Source organism: Pseudomonas sp. SIMBA_041 (assembly GCF_046535095.1).
GTDB lineage: Bacteria > Pseudomonadota > Gammaproteobacteria > Pseudomonadales > Pseudomonadaceae > Aquipseudomonas > Aquipseudomonas mucoides.
On record NZ_JAWRXJ010000015.1, the window covers coordinates 117473 to 139706 of the forward strand.

At 60.7% G+C, this 22234-nt stretch carries 17 protein-coding genes; 10 read left to right on the top strand and 7 right to left on the bottom strand.

Going from position 1 to position 22234, the window contains the following annotated elements:
- Positions 1-145 precede the first annotated feature (145 nt).
- Entirely contained in the window at positions 146-1276 is a 1131-nt protein-coding gene (zapE, locus tag SB725_RS28595; RefSeq protein WP_410922922.1) for a cell division protein ZapE, read from the top strand.
- 80 nt (positions 1277-1356) lie between these two features.
- The gene (locus SB725_RS28600; RefSeq protein WP_059182553.1) at positions 1357-2670 is read left to right on the top strand and encodes a leucine-rich repeat-containing protein kinase family protein; all 1314 of its coding nucleotides are present in this window, start codon (positions 1357-1359) and stop codon (positions 2668-2670) included.
- Positions 2671-2795: 125 nt separating this feature from the next.
- Here SB725_RS28600 and SB725_RS28605 read toward each other — a convergent pair whose 3' ends face one another.
- Positions 2796-3503 (bottom strand): YebC/PmpR family DNA-binding transcriptional regulator, encoded by a 708-nt coding sequence (locus SB725_RS28605; RefSeq protein WP_027925038.1) that lies wholly within the window; start codon positions 3501-3503, stop codon positions 2796-2798.
- Positions 3504-3735: 232 nt separating this feature from the next.
- Between SB725_RS28605 and SB725_RS28610 the strand changes: the two genes are divergently transcribed.
- Positions 3736-5145 carry a type VI secretion system Vgr family protein gene (locus SB725_RS28610; protein WP_059182552.1) on the top strand — a complete coding sequence of 470 codons (1410 nt, stop codon included), beginning with the start codon at positions 3736-3738 and terminating at the stop codon, positions 5143-5145.
- On the opposite strand, the gene SB725_RS28615 is transcribed toward SB725_RS28610, so the two are convergent.
- Positions 5142-6533, bottom strand: a complete 1392-nt coding sequence (locus SB725_RS28615; RefSeq protein ID WP_059182551.1) for an FAD-dependent oxidoreductase — start codon at positions 6531-6533, stop codon at positions 5142-5144. The two genes, SB725_RS28610 and SB725_RS28615, sit on opposite strands and share 4 nt — an antisense overlap.
- Before the next feature lie 69 nt (positions 6534-6602).
- The gene (locus SB725_RS28620) at positions 6603-7928 is read right to left on the bottom strand and encodes an MFS transporter (protein ID WP_410922923.1); all 1326 of its coding nucleotides are present in this window, start codon (positions 7926-7928) and stop codon (positions 6603-6605) included.
- Positions 7929-8195: 267 nt separating this feature from the next.
- Here SB725_RS28620 and SB725_RS28625 point away from each other — a divergent pair, with 267 nt between their 5' ends.
- On the top strand, positions 8196-9068 hold the full coding sequence (locus SB725_RS28625) for a LysR family transcriptional regulator (protein ID WP_027925034.1): 873 nt from the start codon (positions 8196-8198) through the stop codon (positions 9066-9068).
- Positions 9069-9096: 28 nt separating this feature from the next.
- Here SB725_RS28625 and SB725_RS28630 read toward each other — a convergent pair whose 3' ends face one another.
- Positions 9097-9957, bottom strand: coding sequence for a LysR substrate-binding domain-containing protein (locus SB725_RS28630; RefSeq protein ID WP_027925033.1), 861 nt, complete (start codon positions 9955-9957; stop codon positions 9097-9099).
- 109 nt (positions 9958-10066) lie between these two features.
- Between SB725_RS28630 and SB725_RS28635 the strand changes: the two genes are divergently transcribed.
- The 3 genes from SB725_RS28635 (at position 10067) to SB725_RS28645 (ending at position 12798) form a co-directional block, all read left to right on the top strand.
- Complete coding sequence (locus SB725_RS28635) at positions 10067-11176, top strand: 2-aminoethylphosphonate--pyruvate transaminase (RefSeq protein ID WP_027925032.1); 1110 nt, start codon at positions 10067-10069, stop codon at positions 11174-11176.
- A gap of 57 nt (positions 11177-11233) precedes the next feature.
- Positions 11234-12061 (top strand): phosphonoacetaldehyde hydrolase, encoded by an 828-nt coding sequence (gene phnX, locus SB725_RS28640; RefSeq protein WP_027925031.1) that lies wholly within the window; start codon positions 11234-11236, stop codon positions 12059-12061.
- A 188-nt stretch (positions 12062-12249) separates the two neighbouring features.
- Positions 12250-12798, top strand: a complete 549-nt coding sequence (locus SB725_RS28645) for a cytochrome b (RefSeq protein WP_027925030.1) — start codon at positions 12250-12252, stop codon at positions 12796-12798.
- A gap of 61 nt (positions 12799-12859) precedes the next feature.
- Here the strand turns inward: SB725_RS28645 and SB725_RS28650 are convergent, their stop codons facing one another.
- The 3 genes from SB725_RS28650 to SB725_RS28660 form a co-directional block, all read right to left on the bottom strand.
- Positions 12860-13777 (bottom strand): 1-aminocyclopropane-1-carboxylate deaminase/D-cysteine desulfhydrase, encoded by a 918-nt coding sequence (locus SB725_RS28650; RefSeq protein WP_027925029.1) that lies wholly within the window; start codon positions 13775-13777, stop codon positions 12860-12862.
- Between the two features lie 199 nt (positions 13778-13976).
- Positions 13977-16016, bottom strand: a complete 2040-nt coding sequence (locus SB725_RS28655; RefSeq protein ID WP_410922924.1) for an FAD-dependent oxidoreductase — start codon at positions 16014-16016, stop codon at positions 13977-13979.
- A gap of 266 nt (positions 16017-16282) precedes the next feature.
- Positions 16283-17464 (bottom strand): XylR family transcriptional regulator, encoded by a 1182-nt coding sequence (locus SB725_RS28660; protein WP_027925027.1) that lies wholly within the window; start codon positions 17462-17464, stop codon positions 16283-16285.
- A 407-nt stretch (positions 17465-17871) separates the two neighbouring features.
- On the opposite strand from SB725_RS28660, the gene xylF reads away from it, so the two are divergent.
- The 3 genes from xylF to SB725_RS28675 all read left to right on the top strand — a co-directional run bounded on the left by xylF (position 17872) and on the right by SB725_RS28675 (position 21679).
- Complete coding sequence (gene xylF / locus SB725_RS28665) at positions 17872-18873, top strand: D-xylose ABC transporter substrate-binding protein (protein WP_027925026.1); 1002 nt, start codon at positions 17872-17874, stop codon at positions 18871-18873.
- Between the two features lie 112 nt (positions 18874-18985).
- A complete protein-coding gene (xylG, locus tag SB725_RS28670; protein ID WP_027925025.1) occupies positions 18986-20542 on the top strand; it encodes a D-xylose ABC transporter ATP-binding protein in 1557 nt (518 codons plus the stop codon).
- Positions 20543-21679, top strand: a complete 1137-nt coding sequence (locus SB725_RS28675) for a sugar ABC transporter permease (protein ID WP_027925024.1) — start codon at positions 20543-20545, stop codon at positions 21677-21679.
- The last annotated feature ends 555 nt before the right edge of the window (positions 21680-22234 follow it).

Sequence of the window (22234 nt, forward strand, 5' to 3'; positions counted from 1 at the left end):
GCCACACGATTGATGTAGCGGCTGTCGAGCTCCAGGGGTCTACCCGATTCGTCCGTCGACATGACTGGATGGGTAATTACCCATCTGGTTACACTACGCCGCCGCTGCTCGGGGAGCCGGCTGACGACTTCGGGGTGACATGACAATGGCCGCTCGACTGCCCAACCGTTCGCGACTGACTCCACGCTTGCCTTCCTTGCGCAGCCTTTTCGGCAAGGCGCTTGCCGCCCCTGCCAGCGGTACGGCGGCCGGTAAAGCCGTCCACGATTACTTCCGCCAGAAAGCCCATGCCCAGGGCTACACCCTCAGTCACAGCCAGCAGCGAGTGATCGACTGCATGGCGCAAAACGCCACGGCGCTGCTTGGCGCGTCGACAAAAACGCTTCCCGGTCTCTATTTGCATGGCGCAGTCGGTCGCGGCAAGAGCTGGTTGCTCGACGGCTTTTTCCAGGCGATTGCGGTCGAGGAAAAACAGCGACTGCACTTCCACGAGTTCTTTGCCCGCTTGCATCAGGGCATGTTCACCCACCGCGATCAGCCCGATGCGCTGGCCTTCACCCTCGATGAACTGCTGAGCGACTGCCGGGTGCTGTGTTTCGACGAGTTTCACGTCCATGACATCGGCGATGCGATGCTCATCACGCGGCTGTTCAAGGCGCTGTTTCGTCGCGGCATTCTGCTGCTGGTGACGTCCAATTATCCGCCGGAAGGTTTGCTGCCCAACCCGCTCTACCACGCCCGTTTCAAGCCGGTCATCGACCTGATCCACGCCCGCTTGCAAGTGATGGAAGTCGGGGGCCCGCATGACTACCGCAGTCAGGTCAGATCCCATGCGCAGCAGGTGTTTACCCAAGGCCGGTATGTCTGGCCGGGCAGCGTGACGCAACGGCAGGCGTTGAACCTGCCCGAACGCGTCACCCCGCCGCTGCAATTGGCGGTCGGCACCCGGCACCTTCAAGCGCGGCATTGCGAAGAGCGGACCATCGGGTTCACCTTTGGCGATCTGTGCGATCACCCCACGGCGGTCATGGATTATCTGGAGTTGTGCCGGCGTTTTGATCACTGGATCATCGACGACCTGCCCAACCTCGCCGACTGTTCGATGGCCGCGCAGCAGCGGTTCATCAATCTGATCGACGTTCTATACGATCAGGACAAACACCTGACACTGCTCGGCCAGCAATCGTTGCGCGAAAGCCTGGGCGGCGATGCCATCGACCTGGCGCGCACGCGCAGCCGCTTGGGTCAGTTGCTGGAAGTACGCGCACCGGCCTGACAGACGAGCCTCCTTTACCGCTATCATGTCGCCCATTTCCAGGCCACCGCGCCTTCCCCTGATCAATAGCGAACCCGCCCATGGATACCCTCGCCCAATTGCGCGCCGGCCAATTGACTGGCATCACCCGCCTGGACCTGGCCTGCGGCCTGACAGAGTTCCCTCGGGAAATCTTCGACCTGGCGGACTCGCTGGAGGTGCTCAACCTCAGCGGCAACGCCTTGCGCAGTCTGCCGGATGACCTGCATCGCCTGACCCGGTTACGCGTGCTGTTCTGCTCGGACAACCTGTTCACCGAACTGCCCGCGTGCCTGGGCCAATGCGCCGCGCTGACGATGATCGGCTTCCGCTCCAATGCCATCGAAACGGTCCCCGCCGCCGCGCTGCCGCCGTTGCTGCGCTGGTTGATCCTGACTGACAACCGCATCACTGAACTGCCCACGGAACTGGGCGACCGCCCGAACCTGCAAAAACTCATGCTCGCCGGCAACCGCTTGCAACGCCTGCCCCGCAGCCTGAGCCAGTGCCATCGACTCGAGCTGATCCGCATCGCCGCCAATCAGTTCAAGGAACTGCCCGAATGGCTACTGGCCCTGCCCAGCCTGACGTGGCTGGCGTATGCCGGTAATCCGCTGGAAACCGAAGCGGATGCCGCAGCGCTGCAAGCCACTCCGCGGATTCCCTGGGAGCAACTGCACCTGGAGCAGCAATTGGGCGAAGGCGCTTCGGGGGTGATTCATCGGGCCACCTGGGCGCAACCGGAGCAACCGGCCACGCAGGTCGCGGTCAAGCTCTACAAGGGCGAAATGACCAGCGATGGTTCACCCCTGCACGAAATGAACGCCTGCATCACCGCCGGCCTTCACCCGAACCTGATCCGCGTCGAAGGCCGAATCGTCGATCATCCCGAGCAACAAGCCGGGTTGGTCATGCAACTGATCGATCCGAGTTATCGAAACCTGGCCGCGCTGCCAAGCCTGGCGTCCTGCACGCGGGACGTCTACACCGATGACACCCGCTTCAGCGCGGGCGTGGCATTGCGCATCGCCCATGGCGTCGCCTCGGTGGCCAGGCATTTGCACCAGCATGGCATCACCCACGGCGACCTCTACGGCCACAACATCCTGTGGAACGAGGACGGTGATTGCCTGCTGGGGGATTTTGGCGCGGCGTCTTTCCACGCAACCTGCGACAGCCCTGAAAGCCGGGCGCTGCAACGGATCGAGGTGCGGGCATTTGGGGTGTTGCTGGGGGAGTTGCTGGAACGCATCGACTCGGGGTTGAGCGAGGTTGCGCGTGAGGAGCTGGAGGTGTTGCAGGAGCGCTGCTGTCACCCTGAGGTGCTGAAGCGGCCGGGGTTTGGCGAGATTGTGCGGGAACTTCAGGATCGGTGACCGCTGCGGGTCAATCGTCGGAACGCCGCCCGGAGACAGGCTCACTCCTACCTTGGATCTGTGTATGACGCAGACCCGTGCAGGAGTGAGCCTGCTCGCGATAGCGGTATTACTGAAGCAACAAATTACCCAGCCAGACCGACAAACATATCCTGCACATCATCATGGTTGTCGAGGCCTTCCAGGAACGCTTCAACCTCAGCCATCTGCTCATCGCTCAAACCGCTGACCGGATTCTTCGGCTGGTAGCCCAGTTTCGCCGACAACACCGTGAAACCTTGCTCCGGCAGTGCTTTTTGCACCGCGTCCAGGTCCGCAGGTTCGGTCAGGAACAGGGTCGTGCCCTCTTCTTCGCCCGGTTCAAAATCCTGGGCACCGGCTTCAATCGCCGCCATTTCCGGATCGGCATCCGGAGTGTCCGGGGACGCTTCGATCATGCCGACATGGTTGAAGTCCCACGCCACGGAACCGGAAGCGCCCAGTTGGCCCTTACGGAACGCCACGCGGATTTCCGCTACGGTGCGGTTGATGTTGTCGGTCACGCATTCAACGATCAGCGGTACCTGATGCGGGGCAAAGCCTTCGTAAGTCACGCGATGGTATTGCACGGTTTCGCCCAACAGGCCCGCGCCTTTCTTGATCGCGCGATCGAGGGTTTCCTTGGGCATCGAGGCTTTCTTGGCCTGTTCAACCACAAGTCGCAGGTGTGCGTTGGTGGCGGTATCGGCGCCGTTACGCGCAGCAATGGTGATTTCTTTCACCAGTTTGCCGAAGATCTTGCCCTTGGCGTTGGATGCCGCTTCTTTGTGTTTAACCTTCCACTGTGCGCCCATTACTCACTCTCTTGATCTGTGGCGCCGAGACATCTATTGGCCGACGCGTTGCGCAAGTTTATACGGCCTAAAGTTGGCAATCGACCAAAAAATGCGCCGGGTCCACCGGCTTCACCGATCGACATTTTCGCCAGCACTCGTAGGGCGATTCTGAAACAGCGATTTGCGGTGACCATTGAGCGGCGCGGTTTCGTACCCTTCGCGTCCGCAATCCAAGGCAGAAGCGCACTCGATGCACAACGACAAGGAAAGTCTCTACACCCTGACCCTCCTCGACAGCGGTTTAAGCCTGCAGGTGTTGACATTCAGTGGCACCGAAGGCCTGAACCGGCCCTACCGGTTCGACATTGAAGTGATTGGCCTGGCACCGGCGATGAACCTAGACCCGTTGCTGCAACAACCGGCCCTGCTGACGATGGGCGATCGCACCGCTGTTCACGGCATTCTTCACAGCGCCAGCCGTGAACACCGCGGCCCGCATTGCATCGGCTATCACCTGGTGCTGGTGCCTTACCTGCAAACCCTCGACCGTCACCGCTGTCGTCGGGTGTTTCATCACCTCAGCGTGCCGGCCATCCTGCGTCAATTGTTCCAGGAGCATGCGCTGTCCGAGGACAGCTATCGTCTGGAACTGGCCACCGTGCACTACCCGCCCCGGCCGTTTTGCATTCAATACGAAGAGTCCGACCTGACACTGATGCAGCGGCTATGCGAAGAAGAAGGCATCCACTATCACTTTGAACAGCAGTGCAATGGGCATGTGCTGGTACTGGCGGATGACAGCCAGACATTCCCCCAGGAGCCGCTCGTGCTGCCCTTTCAAGAGGATGCGCCCAGCGAGACGTCTTTGCCGGTGATCAGTGAGCTGTCCCAACGTCATAACGCACGTGTCCTGCCCACCCGCCGCGTTGCCAACAATCGAGGATTTCAGGCATCGGGTGCATCGGGTGACGGCGCCGCCAACCATACCTTGGCCAAGACATTCCCCTTCACCGGTCGCCCCGCCCCCGAGCAGGCGCACCGCGAGCAACTCAGTCGCCGGTCACTGGAGCGTCTGCGTTGCCAGCATCGACAGATTGAAGGCCAAAGTGATCACGCCGGCTTGCGCAGTGGCAGCATCGTGCAAGTGATGGAACATCCCCTGTCGGGCTTCAACGATCAGTGGCTGATCACCGACGTCCAGCACGGCGGGCAACAGCCTTCAATCCTCGCCGACCAACGTCCCCGTCGCTACAGCAATCAGTTCACCGCCATTCCCTGGTCAACGGAATTCAGGCCCGCGCTCACGCAACCCCGGCCGAGCATTCCAGGCTATCAGAGGGCGTTAGTGCTGGGCGTCGCCGGACAACCGGCAGCGCTGGATGAGCAACATCGAATCCACGTGCGGCTGTGGCCAGCACTGGAAGAGGACGCGGATGAATCCATCGGCCTGTGGCTTCCCGTGGCCCTCGCCACACCGCAAGGCGGGATTGATCCCGCCAGCCTGCCCCTCGCCGGCACCGAAGTGCTCATCAGCTTTCTCGACAGCGACCCGGATCGCCCGGTGTTGTGCGCCACCGTCTTCCACCCGACCAAGCCCCGCGCCGCCTATCCACCGCGCAGCGATGGGCGATTGCTGCTCGATTGGCTGATCAATCGCTAGCCCTTGTCCGCCTTGCCGGCCGCCGCGGCAAACTTGGCCAGGCGTACGTCCAGGTGCCGTGGCCTGCGGCCGTGATCTTCGGCGCGCTCCTTGCGGCGGATGGCGTTGCGCACCATCAGGGAACCGAGGTAACGAATCGGCTCCGGCGGAAAAAACCCTAAAGGACCGTTCACCAATGGTGAACGGGTCCAGGCATTGTCCAGCCCCAGGACCATCGAGGCCAGAATCTGCCCGCCCATGTGGCACGGGCCAACGCCGCTGCCGGAATAACCGAACCCGTAGAACACATTCCCGCTGGCGCTCATCTGACCAAAGAACGGCAGACCGGTGACCGAACGATCCGACGGACCATTCCAGGTCGCCTCGACCCTGGCGTCGGCAAACGCAGGAAAGAACTCGTTCAGGCTGTCTTTCAACAACCCGGCGTACGGAGACGGCTGATCGAACACCGGCAACATCCGCCCGCCATAGGCGAAGGTGTTGCCGCCCTTGCCGAGCATGATCCGGCCGTCCGGGGTGTTGTGGTAGTAGTGCACGAAAATCCGCGAATCAAGCACGGTGACGCCGCTGGTCAGGCCGATCTCGTCGAGCAGATCGGGGCGCGGCTCGGTGATCAACATGTCGCTGGAGACAATCGCCACGCTGCGCTCGAACTGCGGGAACGCCCGGGCCATCCAGGCGTTCATTGCCAGCACCACCCGGTCTGCGCGAACGGTGCCGTTGCGGGTTTGAATCCCCGCTGGCTTGCCCTCCTCCAACCCGGTCATCGCAGTGTTCTCATGAATGCTCACGCCCAACTGCAACGCCACCCGCCGCAAACCGCGCACCAGTTTCCCGGGTTGCACGCTGGCGGCCGCCGGGGAAAACCAGCCCTCCAGATGCTTGCTGGAACCGGCCATGCGTTGCACGTCGGCGACCGGGCGCTGGGTGAACGAGTTGATGCCGTTGCGCTCCAGCGCGGCAATCACCGCATCGGTCGAGCCACACTGGGCGCGATTGGTCGCGGTGTAGAGCGTGCCATCGAGGCGGTAATCGGCCTCCACGCCATACTGTTCGCAGAAGGTGCCAATCGCGTAAATGCTGCGCTCGGATTCCTTGACCAGGCGTACCGCCTCCTCGACACCGAACAGTCGCTCGAGGGTGAAATACTTGGCCGACCACGACAACGCACAACCGCCGTTGCGGCCGCTGGCACCGGCCCCGCAGATGTCGGCCTCGATCAGCACCACATCGAGTTCCGGGTTCTGCTCCTTGAGCATGATCGCCGTCCACAAACCGGTGTAGCCGCCACCGACGATGCACACGTCTGCACGGGTATCGCCATCCAGCGCCGGGCAAGTGTCGGACGTATCAGCCTTTAAGGCCTGGTCCAGCCAAAAGGGTCTCATGGGGAAATCTCCAGTCAGATGCCCACACGCCAGCCTGCCGCCCGTGCAGCAGGCTGCGAGGGACAGGATTCAGGTACGCAGGGGTTTGATCGCCATCGCCCGATTGGGCACGAAGGGATAGTTGGTACGCAGGCCAGCCGGGCGGCTGTTCCAGTGGGGAATCAACACCAGGGCCGAGAACAAGGCGCAACCGGCGAAGACGATGAACACGGTGACCGAGTCGAAGTAGCCCGGCAGCAATCCGCCAAGAATCGCCCCGACCGAACCGCAACCGTTGACGAAACCCGCTGCCGTCGCGCCCGCCTTGGCGGTGCCGAAATCAATCGCTGCCGCACCGCTGATCATCGAGTCCGGCCCGTACAGGGTCAGGCCCATGACAAACAACAGCACGACCACCTGCAAGACGCTGCCGGTGTGCAAGGCGCCCATGAACAAGGCCAGGGTCACGGTCAGCGCCAACAGGCTGAGGACGCAGGCCGGCATGCGGCGCGCACCGAACACTTTGTCCGATGCCAGACCCAGCAGGATCGGCCCGAGCAACCCGGCCAGTTCAAACGCGGTCGGGATGATCGCCGCGCCGACCTTGCCCACCGTCGGCATTTGCTCGAACACGATCACCGGGCCCCATAGCAGAATCGCGTAACGCGCCGGTTTCAGCAGAAAGTACGCCAGGCCCAGCACCAGCACCGTGCGGTTGCGCAGGATTTCCTTCAAGGGTTCCAGGATGCTGATCTTGCTTTGCGCGTCAGCCTCTTCGGCGGTCAACTCGGGTTCGATGTCCACCGCCGGCAGGCCGACGTCTTGCGGTGTGTTGCGTTGAAAAATAAAAAACAGCACGGCGACCAGCCCAACCACCGCCGCACTGGAAATGAACGCCGCATGCCAGGTGCCGATCAGCGTATACGCCCACCAGCCCGCAAACGGCGATGCCACCAGCCCACCAAAGGCATAGCAGGAACTCCATAACCCCAGCACCCTGCCGCGCTGCTGCGCGGGGAAGAAACTGCCGAGGTTTTTGCACAGCCCGGACCAGCCGGTGGACTGCGCCAACCCTTGAATCAACATGCAGGTGGCGAAGATCGGCAGTGTCGCGTAAGTGCCCATCACCAGCGCTGCCGCCGCCGAAATCAGTAACCCGCCGAGCACCACGACCCGTGGGCCAAAGCGGTCGGCGAGCATGCCCCAGGTGAACTGCCCGAGGGCGTACGCCGCCAGGTAGATCGCGTCGAGGTTGGCCATGGCCATTTTGTCGAGCATGAAGGTGGGGTCTTCGGCGATCCCCAGTTTGGCCACGGAAAATGCTTTGCGGGTGAAGTAGAAAGCGGCGTAGGCGAGCCAGGTGATCGCGAAGATCTGCACGCGCCAGCGCTTGATGGTGCCGATGGGATTGTTCATTGTGGTTCTGACCTCAGGGTGTGAGTGTGCCGGCAGAATTGGAAGAAAACGCCTGTGTTTTTATTGTTGAGCACTGCGGTATCGCGGATTCCCTGTCGCGATACCGGTCAGATGAGTCCTGCTGTTGCACGCACAGACTCATGGCCACCGCGGCTGTTCGACTGACCAGTCACCGGGGCTGAGGTGGATAAAAACAATTACTGATTAATAAGTGAAATCGATTTATCGTATTTCCAAAATAAGCTCAGCTTGTTACTGGAGGTTTCGATGTCGGTTTCCCACGCCCAACTCAAAGCCTTCCACGCCGTGGCCGTCCACGGAAGCTTTACCAAAGCCGCCGAGCGGCTATTCCTCACGCAACCGGCGATTTCCGACCAGGTGCGCAAACTCGAGGAGCGCTTCGGTGTGTTGTTGTTTCACCGCAACAAACGCTCGGTGCGCCTGACGGATCTGGGCGAGCGCTTGCTCGCCATCACGCAACGGCTGTTCGTGATCGAGGCCGAAGCCCAGGAGCTTTTGCAGGACTCTCAAGCCTTGCAGACCGGCAGCCTGATCCTCGCGGTGGATGCGCCGGTGCACGTGCTGCCGCAGATCGCGCGGTTCTGCGAACGCTATCCGGGCATCAGCGTGAAGATTGAAACCGGCAACACCGATGAGTCGCTGTTTCGTCTGTTCAACTATCAGGCCGACCTGGCGTTGTTGGGCCGGGATGTCAGTGATGAACGGCTGATCTCGCTGCCATTGCGCAATGACCCGATGGTGGCGTTTGTTTCACGCCATCATCCGTGGGCGGATCGCGAATCGATCTGCCTTGCGGACCTGGATGACACGCCGTTGGTGCTGCGTGAAATCGGTTCGGTGACACGCCAGACGCTGGAAGAGGAAATGGCCCGGGCGGGGTTTCGCATTCGCCCGGCGATTCAGGTGGAAGGACGGGAAGCGGCGCGGGAGGCGGTGGTGGTCGGGATTGGGGTTGGGGTGGTGTCGGCCGCCGAGTTTGGTGCCGACTCAAGGGTTTGCGCGTTGCCGATTACTGATTGCAAACGGCGGCTGACGGAGACGCTGGTGTGCTTGCGTGAGCAGAGTTCGCGGCGGGTGGTGGCGACGTTTCTGGAGATGGTTCGCGAGAGTCTGGTGTAGGCAGGCCCGCGATAGCCGCACCTCGTTTCTAACTGACCGGCGCCAGATCAAAAAACGCCTGAATCAAGCGCAAATCCCGCCGCCGCTCCATGCACCCGATCATGTGCCGGTTAACCAACCCCTCGCCCACAATCGGCACCGCCGCCACCCGTGGGTCATGGCTCACTTCCACCGACGACACCACCCCCACCCCCAACTCCGCCGCCACCGCCTCGGTCACTGCTTCACGACTGTCCAGCTCCAGCAACACCCGTGGACTGACCTTCGCCGAATCGCAGGCCTGATCGAACGTGCGTCGGGTAATCGAACTCGGCTCACGCAACACCATGATCACCTGATCCAGTTCCTTGAGCTTCACGCTGGAAGCTTTCGCCCAACGATGACTTTGCGGCACCAATGCGCAAATCCGCGATTCGCTCAGTGCCTGTAAATGCAGGCCCTTGCGCGGTTCAACCTCGGTCAACACCGCCACGTCGGCGTGCTCGGACAATAACGCCGCCAGGGTTTCCTGGGCATTGCCCAGCCGCAGGTTGACGGTGATGCCGGGGTAGCGCGCGCGCAGACTGGCCAGCATCGGCATGACCATGTGCGGCCCGTCTGCCGCCACTTCAAGCCGTCCGGTCAGCAACTGCCGGTTCGCTTCGAGCATCACCTGTGCCTCTTCCGCCAGGCCGAACATGGCCCGGGTGATCGCGGCCAGTTTGGTGCCCTCCTCCGTCAGCTCCACCCGTCGTGCGGTACGGCGCAACAAGGTGATCTGGTAATGCTCTTCCAGGGCCTTGATGTGCCCGGTCACCGCCGGCTGACTGATGAACAACCGCGCGGCGGCGCGGGTAAAGCTGCCTTCGCGGGCCACGGCATCAAAGGCCCGAAGCTGAAACAGGTTCATGAATAACTCTCACTGATGGCTGGCATAACAACAAACAATTTGATTGATAGCACGGCAAATTGCAATTTATGTCCCGTAGCTTCATCCCATCGAATGCGAGGACACGAGAATGAGTACTGCCGAACCCATCCTGCTTACCCCCGGCCCACTGACCACATCGGCCCGCACCCGTCAGGCGATGATGGTCGACTGGGGTTCATGGGATGACCGCTTCAATCAACTGACCGCCAGCCTGTGCGAACAACTGCTGGCGATCATCAACGGCGGCACCAGCCACCACTGCGTGCCCCTGCAAGGCAGCGGTACTTTCGCGGTCGAGGCAGCGATCGGCACGCTGGTGCCCCGCAATGGCAAAGTATTGGTGCTGATCAACGGCGCCTACGGCAAACGCCTGGCGAAGATCTGCGAAGTGCTCGGCCGCTCCTTCAGCACCTTCGAAACCGCTGAAGACGAACCGACCACCGCCGCCGACGTCGACCGTCTGCTGCACGCCGACGCCAGCATCACCCACGTCGCACTGATTCACTGCGAAACCAGCACCGGCATCCTCAATCCGCTGCCGGAAATCGCCAACGTCATTGCGCAACACGGCAAGCGCTTGATCATCGACGCCATGAGCTCTTTCGGCGCGCTGCCGGTGGATGCGCAACAGGTGCCGTTCGACGCCCTGATCGCCGCGTCCGGCAAATGCCTGGAAGGCGTACCGGGCATGGGCTTCGTCTTTGCTCGCAAAGAGTCGTTGGCCAACGCCGCCGGCAACTCGCACTCGCTGGCGATGGACCTGTTCGACCAGCACACCTACATGGCCAAGACCGGTCAATGGCGCTTCACCCCGCCGACCCATGTGGTCGCGGCGCTGCACGAAGCCTTGCTGCAATACAACGAAGAAGGTGGCCTGCCGGCGCGGCATCAGCGCTATGCCGACAACTGCAACGTGTTGCTGGAAGACATGGCCCGGCTCGGTCTGCGCAGCTTCCTGCCCGCCGCGATTCAGGCGCCGATCATCGTCACGTTCCACGCGCCGAAAGACCCGCGTTACCAGTTCAAGGAGTTCTACGAACGGGTCAAGGCCAAGGGATTCATCCTCTACCCCGGCAAATTGACCCAGGTTGAAACCTTCCGCGTCGGCTGCATCGGCCACGTCAACCAGGCCGAGATGCACGCGGCCGTGGCGGCGGTTGCCGAAGTCCTGCGCGAGATGGAAGTGTTAGAGATCTGACGCACAACCATCTGCTACACAAATTTGCTCATCATTCCAACAGACAGGATTTGAGACATGAACTACGCAAACCCAACCAAACTCCAGGCCGCCATCCTCGACTGGGCCGGTACCGTCGTTGACTTCGGCTCCTTCGCTCCCACCCAGATTTTCGTCGAAGCCTTCGCCGAGTTCGACGTCCAGGTCTCCATCGAAGAAGCCCGCGGACCGATGGGCATGGGCAAGTGGGACCACATCCGTACCCTGTGCGATCAGCCACAAGTCGCTGAGCGTTATCGCGCCGTGTTCGGCCGCGCACCGACCGACGATGATGTCACCGCTATCTACAAACGCTTCATGCCGCTGCAAATCGAAAAAATCGCCGAACACTCGGCCCTGATTCCGGGCGCACTGGACACCATCGCCACCCTGCGTCAGCAAGGAATCAAGATCGGTTCGTGCTCCGGCTACCCGAAACAGGTCATGGACAAAGTGGTCGAGCTGGCCGCCACCAACGGTTACGTCGCCGACCACGTGGTCGCCACTGACGAAGTCCCCAACGGTCGCCCTTGGCCGGCCCAGGCCCTGGCCAACGTGATTGCGCTGGGCATCGACGACGTCGCCGCCTGCGTGAAGATCGACGACACCGTGCCGGGCATTCTCGAAGGTCGTCGTGCCGGCATGTGGACCGTGGCGCTGATCTGCTCGGGCAACGCGCTGGGCCTGGACTACGAAGGCTATCGCGCCCTCGGCAGCGATAAGCTGGACAGCGAACGCAAGCGCATCCACGCGATGTTCGAAGGCTCGCGTCCGCACTACATGATCGACACCATCACCGACTTGCCGGAAGTAATCGCCGACATCAACAAGCGCCTGGCGAATGGCGAAATGCCGCAAAGCAGTTGATCGCGGTTTTCTGCGCATAAAAAAGCGTCAGCTCCATTACGGAACTGGCGCTTTTTTGATGTCGATCACCTGAACCAGAGCGTTATACGGCACAATCACCCAAGGCAAATCCGCCAAAGCGGATTACAGTTAAGGAACGCCGTCGGTCAAGAACGGTGGTTTCAGACCAGACCTGTGAGGAACACCGTATGCCCTGGAAGAATTCCGAATCACGCTACAGCACCGTATCGATCACGCTGCATTGGTTGATGCTGGTCTTGTTGGCGCTGGTTTATGCCTGTATCGAGTTTCGCGGGATCTTTCCCAAAGGCAGTGGCGGTCGCGCGCTGATTGTTGAATCGCACTTCATGCTGGGCCTGACCGTGTTCGTGCTGGTCTGGCTGCGCTTGTTCGCCCGCAGCCTGGGACCCGCACCGCAGATCTTCCCCGCCTCGCCCAAATGGCAAATTACGTTGGCGAAGTTAATGCACTGGGCGCTGTACATTTTCATGATCGCGATGCCGATTCTCGGGTGGCTGGTCACCAGCGCCAAGGGTAATCAAGTGATGTTTTACGGCTTTGACCTGCCAATGCTGGTTTCGGAAGACAAGGCGCTGGCCAAGCAGATCCAGGAGTGGCATGAACTGGGCGGCACCATTGGCTACTGGCTGATCGGCCTGCACGCACTGGCCGGGATCTATCACCATTACGTGGTGCGGGATAACACCCTGCTGCGGATGATGCCCAAGCGCGGCTGAACACAGCTGAACGCGATCCTTGTAGCAGCTGGCGAAGCCTGCTGCGACAAGGATGGGGTGGTTACTGAAATCCCCGGCGGCCTTGCAAGCCGCCGGTGTGGATGAAGATCAAGCGTGTACCCTTTTCAAAATGCCCTGCCTCGACTTGCTCCTTGAGCATCAGCAACGCCTTGCCGGTGTACAGCGGCTCTAAAGGCACACCGCTGGCGTGTTCGGCTTGATCGATGAAGTCGAGTAACGACTGATCGACTTTGGCAAAGCCGCCACGGCTGGCGTCCAGCAGTTCGAAGTTACGCTGCGGCACACCGGCCTCTTGCAGTATCGATTCGACCTGTTGCGCAACGCCGTGATCGTCGGGCACCGCCATCGCGCCATACACACTGCGTTCACCCGCCTCGGCCAGCACCAGGCCGGCCAGGGTGGTGCCGGTTCCGCACGCCAGCCACCAGCCGTCGAAGTCGCTCCATCCCAAACGATTCAATTGATCGTCGACCATTGCCTTCAACGTTATGCACCCTCGCGCGCCACGCAGACCGCCGCCCCCTTCTGGCACTGGATACAGATCAGGGTATTGCGCCTGCCAGGGCTGCCAGAAACCCGGTTCATGCCGCGCCCGGTAGCCGCCGTAGCCCAACCAGTGCAATTGCATGCCCAATGCCTGCAAGTCCTTCACCGTCGGGGTGTCTTGTGGATGGCCACGCAGCAGTCCCACGGTGGTGAAACCAAAGCGTTTACCGGCGGCGGCCAGTGCGTGCAGGTGATTGGAGTGAGCACCGCCCAGGCTGATGATGCCGTTGGCGCCGGCGAGGTTGGCGGCGTTGAGGTGTTCGATGAGCTTGAACCACTTGTTGCCGCTGATTAGCGGGTCGATTTTCTCCAGGCGCAGGATCGCGACTTCGATGCCGGCGGCGGTGAGCCAGTCGAGAGGGAGGGGGTCGAGGGGGGCTTGGGGTAGCCAGTCGCTGGGAGGGAGGAGCATTGGCGGTACGCATTCTGTCAAAAGACAGCAGCGTAGCAGCTGTCGAGCCCCAGCGAGGCTGCGTTCGGCTGCGAAGCAGTCGTAAAACCAACCACCGCGGTGTTCCAGATAAACCGCGGTGAATGGGTTGACGACTGCTTCGCAGCCGAACGCAGCCTCGCTGGGGCTCGACAGCGGCTACGAGGGATGTGACATGGCCTTAGAGTTCGGCGGCGAGGCGCGACCCCTGATTGATCGCCCGCTTGGCATCCAGCTCCGCTGCCACGTCCGCACCACCAATCAAATGCACGCTCTGCCCGGCCGCGACCAACCCGTCCTGCAATTCACGCAGCGGATCCTGCCCGGCACAGATCACGATGTTGTCCACCGGCAGCACTTGCGGCTCGCCGGTTTCGCCGATGCGGATGTGCAGGCCTTCATCGTCGATCTTCAAATACTCGACGCTGTTGAGCATCTGCACCTGCTTGTTCTTGAGCCCCGTGCGGTGAATCCAGCCCGTGGTTTTACCGAGGCCGTCGCCGACCTTGGATTTCTTGCGTTGCAGCAGGAACACGTCACGCGCCGGTGCATGCGGCTCAGCCTTGATGCCCGCCACACCACCGCGCGCTTCAAGGTGAGTATCGATGCCCCACTCCTTCCAGAACGCTTCGCGGTCCTGACTGGTGGCGACGCCCTGGTGCACGAGAAATTCCGACACGTCGAAACCGATACCGCCCGCGCCGATCACCGCGACACGCTTGCCCACCGGTTTGCGCTCCAGGATCACGTCCAGGTAGCTCAACACCTTGGCGTTTTCCACGCCGGGAATCGCCGGGGTCCGTGGCGCGATGCCGGTGGCGAGAATAATCTCGTCGTAACCGCCCTCGACCAGTCGAGCCACGTCGACGCGGGTGTTCAGGCATACCTCGACGTTGGTGGTCTGCAATTTACGGTTGAAATAGCGCAGGGTTTCGAAGAACTCTTCCTTGCCCGGCACGCGCTTGGCGATGTTGAACTGACCGCCGATTTCGCTGGCCGAATCAAACAACGTCACCTGATGCCCGCGCTCGGCGGCCACCGTCGCAGCGGAAAGCCCGGCAGGACCGGCACCGACCACGGCGATTTTCTTGATCTGCTGCACCGGCAAGTAGTTGAGCTCGGTTTCGTGGCAAGCACGCGGGTTGACCAGGCAACTGGTCAACTTGCCGCCGAAGGTGTGGTCCAGGCACGCCTGGTTGCAACCGATGCAGGTGTTGATTTCATCGGCACGCCCTTCAGCGGCCTTGTTGACGAAGTCCGGGTCGGCGAGAAACGGCCGCGCCATCGACACCATGTCGGCATCGCCTTCGGCCAGAATCTGCTCGGCCACTTCCGGGGTGTTGATGCGGTTGGTAGTGATCAGCGGAATGCTCACCGAGCCACGCAATTTGGCGGTGACTTTGCTGAACGCCGCGCGCGGCACTTTGGTGGCGATGGTCGGGATCCGCGCTTCGTGCCAGCCGATGCCGGTGTTGATGATCGTTGCACCGGCCTGTTCGATGGCCTTGGCCAGGGTGACGATTTCTTCCCAGCTGCTGCCGCCTTCCACGAGGTCGAGCATCGACAGGCGGAAGATAATGATGAAGTTCGGCCCCACCGCTTCACGCACGCGACGGACGATTTCCACCGGCAGGCGCATACGGTTTTCGTAGCTGCCGCCCCAACGGTCGGTGCGGTGGTTGGTGTGGGCAGCGAGGAACTGGTTAATGAAATAACCTTCGGAGCCCATGATCTCGACACCGTCGTATTCGGCGGTTTGCGCCAGTACCGAACAGGTCACGAAATCGCTGATCTGTTTTTCGATGCCTTCCTCGTCCAGCTCTTTGGGCTTGAACGGGTTGATCGGCGCCTGGATGGCGCTCGGGGCGACCTGTTTCGGGCTGTAGGCATAACGCCCGGCGTGGAGGATCTGCATGCAGATTTTCCCGCCCGCCTCGTGCACGGCGCGCGTCACGATCCGGTGCTTGAGCGCTTCTTCCTCGGTGGTCAGCTTGGCCGCACCGGAATACACCCCGCCCTCGTCGTTAGGGCCGATGCCGCCGGTCACCATCAGGCCAACACCGCCGCGCGCACGTTCGGCAAAGTACGCCGCCATACGCTCGAAACCGCCAGGTTTCTCCTCAAGACCGGTGTGCATCGACCCCATCAGGGTGCGGTTGCGCAGCGTGGTAAAACCCAGGTCCAGCGGGGCCAACAGGTGCGGGTAGTGAGCGGCGGCCATTTGTAACTCCACATCGAGCGATCACGGAAAAAGTGCAGGAGCTCTTCGGCTCCCGTCAGTCATGGTGGACAGACTAAGAGTCGCATCGCTGTCACTCAATGACCGAAACTGACAAGTTAATGATCAAAATGCGCAGCCGCCCTTGGCAAGGGCCGACAGGAACCCCGGCCCTGGCCGCAAACCCTGCCATGGGTTTCAGTTGGATTGGAATTCTTAGCACTGGCGATACGTGTACCCGAGGCCTTTCTCACAACATTTACCCAGGTTTAACTCCCGACATAGCCTTGCTGATACTCACGCGGCGTGCAGCCAAATTCGCGTTTGAACACCGTGTGCAGGTATTGCGCCGACTTGAAGCCGCAATCCTGGGCAATCTCGGCAATCCCGGACGTCGTGTTTTCCAACCCGGCAGCGGCAGCGGCCAGTTTGAAACGCAGCACTTCATCATGAACGCTGCGCCCCAACTTGCGACGAAAGTGCGACTCAAGAGATGACCGCGACACCCCCACATAATTCGCCACCTGCTCGGTCTTGATGCCTTGGCAAGCGTATTGCCGAATAAAGTGCAGCGCCTGCATGACATACGGGTCGTCGAGAGGTTGGTGCAAGCTGGAAGTCTGCACATTGATCCCTTCCGGCGGCACCAGGATCTGCGTGCCGGTCGAAGGCATGCCACACAGCATCTGGTGCAGCAAACGTGCGGCGGTACGGCCCATGCTGTCGGTACCCTGGATCACCGAACTGAGCGGCACCCGGGTCAGGCTGCGGGTCAGCGGATCGTTATCGATACCAATCAACGCCACCTGTTCCGGCACCGCGATCCCCGCCGTCAAGCAGGCTTGCAGCAGTTGCCGGGCCCGCGCGTCACTGACCGCGATGATGCCAATGGGTTTAGGCAGGCTGTGCAACCAGGCGATCTGCTGCGCGACGGCGCTGTCCCAAAGCGGTGCGCTGGTTTCCAGGCCACGATAAATTTCGGCGGGCAAGCCATCGCGCTGTAGCAGACGGCGGAAGGCACTCTCGCGCTCCTGCGCCCAGCGATTGGTCTGCGCTTCGGGCAGGCTGAAACAGGCAAAACGGGTCAGGCCGGCGTCGATCAGGTGTTTGTAGGCCAGATTGATCAAAGCGAAATTGTCGGTGGCCACATAAGGCATGTGCCGCGGGTAAGCGCGCTCATCCTCATAGGACCCACCCACAGCCACCACCGGCAGCTTGATCCCCGCCAGCGCCTGACCAATGACCGGGTCGTCGAAGTCGGCGATGATGCCGTCGCCCTGCCAGCGCTCGATACCTTTCAGCCGGCAGAGAAAGTCCTCCTCCAGAAACAAATCCCAGGACGCCCGGGTGCTGCTCAGATAGTTGCCGATCCCGCTGATGATGCCGCGGTCGTAGATCTTGTTTCCATTGAACAACAGGGCGATGCGGTGGCTGGGCGGAACGGTTTTCATTGTTTTTGTCTCCAGGCCGGTCGGCACAGACTAGGCGCGCGGAGGCGGAATCTCAATACTCAAAATCGAACCCGTGTTTGGTGATTTTCGCAATCGGTCAGCGCCGGGGCGGCGTTACTATCAAGGTCAGTCAGGGCCGCTCTCAAATAACAAGGAAATTGCAGATGACCTACTTCCCCGCGGTCGTCCGGGTTCGCCACAGGACCGACCAACTGCTTCAGTCATCAGCGCTTTACGACCGGCTCCACAAGTAACCTCTCCCCCAAAGTGTTTCCCTGTGTCGCACCGCATGACCGCGACTCTCGAGACCGGACTGCTCGCCTGTACGCGCCGGTTCTCTTGTCCGCCATTGCAGTACGTTTCCAGTATCGATGTGCATCTAAACAACAATAAAAGGACATAACCCTATGAAGAACCTGAAAACCGCCCTGCTCGCCAGCTTCCTGGTCATGATCGGCAACTCGGCCATGGCTGACGCACAACACCCGAAAATCGGCTTTTCGATCGATGATCTGCGCCTTGAGCGCTGGTCCCGCGACCGCGACTACTTCACCGCCGCAGCCGAGCAATTGGGCGCCAAGGTTTACGTGCAATCAGCCGATGCCAACGAGCAGCGGCAGATTTCCCAGATCGAAAATCTGATTTCGCGCGGCGTCGACGTGATTGTCATCGTACCGTTCAACGCCACGGTGCTGAACAATGCGGTCTCCGAAGCCAAGAAGGCCGGGGTCAAAGTTCTTTCCTATGACCGCCTGATCCTGAATGCCGACATCGACGCCTACATCTCTTTCGATAACAAGAAGGTCGGCCAGATGCAGGCTGAAGGCGTGGTCAAGGCGCAACCCAAGGGCAATTACTTCTTGCTGGGCGGAGCGCCGACTGACAACAACGCCAAGATCTTGCGTGAAGGCCAGATGGAAGTGCTTCAACCCTTGATCGACAAAGGCGACATAAAGGTGGTGGGTCAACAGTGGGTGAAAGAGTGGAACCCGACCGAGGCGCTGAGCATTGTCGAGAACGCCTTGACCGCCAATAACAACAAGATTGACGGCATCGTTGCGTCCAACGATGCCACCGCCGGGGGGGCGATCCAGGCCCTCGCTGCGCAGAAGCTGGACGGCAAGGTACCGGTCTCCGGCCAGGATGCCGACCTTGCGGCGATTAAACGGGTGATCGCTGGCACCCAGACCATGACCGTCTACAAGCCATTGAAACTGTTGGCCTCGGAGGCCGCCAAACTGTCTGTGCAATTGGCGCGCAACGAGAAGCCTACGTACAACTCGCAATATGACAACGGCGCCAAAAAGGTCGACAGCATCCTGCTCAAACCGACGCCTTTGACCAAAGACAACATCAACGTGCTTGAGGACGACGGGTTCTATACAAAAGCGCAGATTGCCGGGCAGTAATCGCCAGGTTTTCGACGCTTGCCTGACAATATTGGGCGGCTGACAGTCAGTCGTCGCAGGCAAGCGTTCGTCGAGAAGATTTCCAATCTTTGCTTTCGTTCGAGAGTTTTCAATGTCTGACTATCTGCTGGAAATGAGAGGCATCGTCAAAGCCTTCGGCGGGGTTCGTGCGCTGAATGGCATCGACATCAAGGTCAAACCGGGCGAGTGCGTGGGCTTGTGTGGAGAGAACGGGGCCGGTAAATCGACCCTGATGAAGGTGCTGTCGGCGGTCTATCCTTGCGACACTTGGGAGGGCGACATTCTTTGGCGTGGCCAGCCACTCAAGGCCTATTCGATCAAAGAGACCGAAGCCGCCGGTATCGTCATCATTCATCAGGAACTGACCCTGGTCCCTGATCTTTCCGTCGCCGAAAACATCTTCATGGGCCACGAACTGACACTGCCGGGTGGACGCATGAATTACCCGGCGATGATCCACCGCGCCGAAGCACTGATGCGTGAGCTGAAGGTGCCGGACATGAACGTCTCCCTCCCTGTGTCGCAGTACGGCGGCGGTTATCAGCAATTGGTGGAAATCGCCAAGGCATTGAACAAGAAGGCGCGCCTGCTGATCCTCGACGAGCCCTCCTCGGCCCTGACCCGTTCGGAAATCGAGGTGTTGCTGGACATCATCCGCGATCTGAAGGCCAAGGGCGTTGCCTGCGTCTACATCTCGCACAAGCTCGACGAAGTGGCGGCGGTCTGCGACACCATCTCGGTCATCCGCGACGGTAAACACATCGCGACCACCGCGATGGCCGATATGGACATTGCGCAGATCATCACCCAAATGGTCGGTCGGGAAATGAGCAACCTCTACCCCAGCGAACCGCACGAGATCGGCGAAGTGCTGTTCGAAGCACGCCACATTACCTGCTACGACGTCGACAACCCCGGCCGCAAGCGTGTGGACGACATTTCTTTCGTGTTGAAGCGCGGCGAAATCCTCGGCATCGCCGGACTGGTGGGCGCAGGGCGCACGGAGCTGGTGTCGGCGTTGTTCGGCTCGTATCCCGGTCGCTATGAAGGCGAAGTCTGGCTGGACGGCAAACCCATCGATACCCGCACCCCACTGAAATCGATCAGGGCCGGTTTGTGCATGGTCCCTGAAGATCGCAAACGTCAGGGCATCATCCCGGACCTGGGGGTGGGACAGAACATCACCCTGGCAGTACTCGACAGTTTTTCCCGCATGAGCCGCATCGATGCCGAAGCCGAGCTCAGCAGCATCCAGCAGGAAATCGCCCGGATGCAACTGAAAACCGCGACGCCCTTTTTGCCGATCACCAGCCTCTCCGGCGGGAACCAGCAGAAAGCCGTGCTGGCCAAGATGCTGCTGACCAAACCCCGAGTGTTGATCCTCGATGAACCCACGCGTGGCGTCGATGTCGGCGCCAAATATGAAATCTACAAATTGATGGGTGCGCTCGCGGCCGAAGGCGTAGCGATCATCATGGTGTCGTCGGAACTGGCCGAAGTGCTGGGCGTTTCCGACCGAGTGCTGGTGATTGGTGAAGGCCAGCTGCGCGGTAACTTTATCAACCACGAATTGACCCAGGAGCACGTGCTCGCTGCGGCGCTCAGTCAGCCGAACGGGCATGACAACAACGATCGGAAATCTGCGTAAATGAATCAGGTTAAACAGTTGTTCACCCGCTACAAAATGCTCGCCCTGCTGATTGCCGTGATGATTATCTGGCTGTTTTTCAGCTGGCAAACCGAAGGCGGGTTTCTAACCCCACGCAACCTGTCGAACCTGCTACGGCAGATGTCGATCACCGGGATTCTCGCCTGCGGCATGGTGCTGGTAATCATCAGTGGCGAAATCGACCTGTCGGTGGGTTCGATGCTCGGCCTGCTGGGCGGGGTCGCGGCGATTCTCGATGTGGTTTATCACGTGCCGTTGCCGCTCAACCTTGCGATCGTCGCCCTCTGCGGATTGTTGATCGGCCTGGGCAATGGCTACATGACCGCCTACCTGCGCATCCCCTCCTTCATCGTCGGCCTCGGCGGTATGCTGGCGTTTCGCGGGGTGCTGCTGGGCATTACCGGCGGCACTACCATTGCCCCGGTATCGAGCCAGCTGGTCTACATGGGTCAGGGTTACCTGCCACAACTGGCGGGGATAATTCTCGGCGTGCTGTTGTTTGGCCTGGCCCTGTTCCTCACCTGGCGCCAACGCCTCAACCGCGCCCTGCATGGTTTGTCCATGCACTCGCTGCTGCGCGACAGCATACGTGTGGTACTGATCGGCGTGGTGCTGGCCGGTTTCGTCTACACCCTCAACAGCTACGATGGCATTCCGGTTCCAGTGCTGCTCCTGCTGGTCCTGCTGGGACTGTTCAGTTACGTCACCAGCCAGACCGTGTTCGGCCGCCGCATCTATTCGGTGGGCAGCAACATGGAAGCCACACGCCTGTCCGGCATCAATGTGCAGGCGGTCAAACTGTGGATCTTCGGCATCATGGGCGTCATGTGTGCGCTCGCCGGCCTGGTCAACACCGCCCGCCTCGCGGCCGGCTCACCCTCCGCCGGCAACATGGGTGAGCTGGATGCCATCGCGGCATGCTTCATCGGCGGGACGTCCATGCGGGGTGGCTCTGGCACCGTATATGGTGCGTTGATGGGAGCATTGGTGATCAGCAGCCTGGATAACGGAATGTCGATGCTGGACGTCGACAGCTACTGGCAGATGATCGTCAAGGGCAGCATCTTGGTATTGGCGGTTTGGGTAGATGTCAGTACACGGGCAGGACGTCGCTGACTCTCGTTGTCTTCGCCGTCTGGACGCCCCACTCGCAGGCAAGCCGGCATAAAGCCTGAATAGAGAAACGGCTTTTTCAACCTCGAGGGAGCCCAGGGTATTTGTCAGGTCGTTTGCCGTTCACATCCTCTGTTGTCCAGCATCGCAAACCAGGTGCGTGCGGTGCTCGGGCAACAGCAGGACCAGGGACTCATCCCGCTTGGTCTTGCTTCAAATTCAGTAGGGTTTGCCGCAATAGGCCAGGTCATTCGACCCGGCTTGTTAGCCCATTCGCAGACCACAACCTTTCGCTAAATGACGCACAACAGCTGGCGGACTCAACCCGCCAGCGTCCCCAACTGTCTGTCCGGTATTGTCAATTAACCCAGACGCACTGGACGAGCAGACGCTGCTGACGTCGATCACCACCCACCAGAATACGCGACTGGCGCACCGCTATGAGCAGCATAAAAAATGGGCAGCCCAGGCTGCCCACACAAAAAAAAAGCGGACAGCCTGGGCTGTCCGCAAATATGCGCACATAGAGAGGAGCTTATCGCAACAGCGTTAGAACAC